This window comes from Kitasatospora sp. NPDC091257 (assembly GCF_044757675.1).
GTDB lineage: Bacteria > Actinomycetota > Actinomycetes > Streptomycetales > Streptomycetaceae > Kitasatospora > Kitasatospora lactacystinica.
On record NZ_JBIVVI010001541.1, the window covers coordinates 1 to 1,793 of the forward strand.

Here is a 1,793-nt window from a genome sequence, read left to right on the forward strand (position 1 = left end):
CCTCTGCCCGTACCCTCACCCGGCGACCGCCCGAGCGCACCCCGCTTCGGAAGGTCACCGGCACTGCTCCATTCGGGGTGCCCTCTGGTGATGGCCCCTCGACCGGTCGAGGATGACGGCATGGATGTCGACAACTCCGGTGCCGGATTGCTGGTGACCAACGTCCGCGTCTTCGACGGAATCGGCGCGGAGGCGGTGCCGGGACATGTCCGTGTCGAGCGGGACAGGATCGCGGACGTGGTGCTGGGCACCCCGTCCCCACTCAGCGCCCGCGGGGCGCGGGTGCTCGACGGCGGAGGCCGCACGCTCATCCCGGGGCTCACCGACGCCCACGTCCACCTGTTCGCGATCGGCGGCACCATGGCGGAGCTGCAACTCGGACCGACCGGCACCGTGTACTACCAGGCCCTGGCCTCGGCCCGCGACATGCTGATGCGCGGCTTCACCACCGTCCGGGACATGGCCGGCGACACCGAACCGCTACGGCGGGTCCTCGACCGCGGGCTGTTCCCGGGCCCGCGGATCTACCCGAGCCAGGCAGCCGTCTCCCAGACCTCCGGGCACGGCGACTTCGGGGCCGTCCACGACACCCCGACCGCGTTCGGCGGTCCGCAGGCCCGCACCGAACGGATCGGGTTCACCCGGGTGGCCGACGGACCGGAACGGGTGCTCGCGGCGGTGCGCGAGCAGCTGAGGAAGGGCGCCGCACAGGTCAAGCTGATGGCCGGCGGGGGCGTCGTCTCCGAGTTCGACCCGCTGGACGTACTGCAGTTCACCACCCCGGAACTGGAGGCGGCGGTCGCCGCGGCCACCGACTGGGGCACCTACGTGACCGCGCACGTCTACACCTCCGAGGGCGTGCGCCGCGCGGTGGACGCCGGGGTGCGCTGCATCGAGCACGGCCACCTCGTCGACGAGGCCACCGTCCGCCACCTCGCGCAGAAGCACGTGTGGCTGAGCACCCAGCCGTTCGAGGTCGACGACCACCACTACGCCTCCCCGGACAGCACCCGCAAGAACCGCGAGGTGTGCGAGGGCGTCGCCCGCGTCTTCGACTGGGCACTCCGCCACGGCGTGCGGCTCGCCTTCGGCACCGACCTGGTCTTCGACCCCGCGAAGGCCGACCGGCAGATCCAGATGCTCGTCCGGCTCGGCCGGTACCTCAGCCCGGTCGACGCCCTGAAGCTGGCCACCTCCGGCAACGCCGAGCTCTTCCGCATGTCCGGTCGCCGCGACCCCTACCGCGCGGCGCCGCTCGGCGTCGTCGCGCCGGGAGCCTGGGCCGACCTCCTGGTCGTCGACGGCGACCCCACCACCGACCTGTCCGTCCTCGCCGACCCCCAACGCAACCTGCGCCTCATCGTCAAGGGCGGCGTCGTCCACAAGAACCAGCTCGACTGACCGGCCCACCCGGACACGGGCTCCGTCACGTGCGGGGTAGGGGCGCCGACCGCCGGGTGGGCCTTCGTGGTCAGTCCGCCGCGGGAGCGTTCGAGGGCCTGTTCGTGCGGCTCGCCGGCCGGGGCCCGGACGGGCCGGCCGCGTGCTGGTGTGGGCGCAGGACCGTCGAGCGGTCCACCCAGCCTCTGACCTGGGAGGAACCGTGGATCGCGTGGTATGCGGTGGAACTTCACCGGCCGCACCCACGAGGACATCGTCCAGGCCCGCGACGAGTGGCAGGCCGCCACCGACCGCTTCGGCGCCGTCCAGGGCTACCCGGGCGACCGCCTCCCCGCCCCGGAACTCCCCGGCACCCCACTCAAGCCACGCGGACGCACCCGCCGACCTGCACC

Annotated in this window: 1 protein-coding gene and 1 pseudogene; both read left to right on the forward strand. The window is 73.1% G+C overall.

The features are described 5' to 3' along the window. Positions 1–120: 120 nt before the first annotated feature. Complete coding sequence (locus ACIQOV_RS40080) at positions 121–1,401, forward strand: amidohydrolase family protein (protein ID WP_401055893.1); 1,281 nt, start codon at positions 121–123, stop codon at positions 1,399–1,401. A gap of 216 nt (positions 1,402–1,617) precedes the next feature. Then, positions 1,618–1,793, forward strand: a pseudogene (locus ACIQOV_RS40085) (pirin family protein); the annotation flags it as partial.

What these genes read in the sequence shown, in the direction of transcription:
- ACIQOV_RS40080 (WP_401055893.1), top strand. Translation starts at nt 121, where the DNA reads ATGGATGTCGACAACTCCGGTGCCGGATTGCTGGTGACCAACGTCCGC.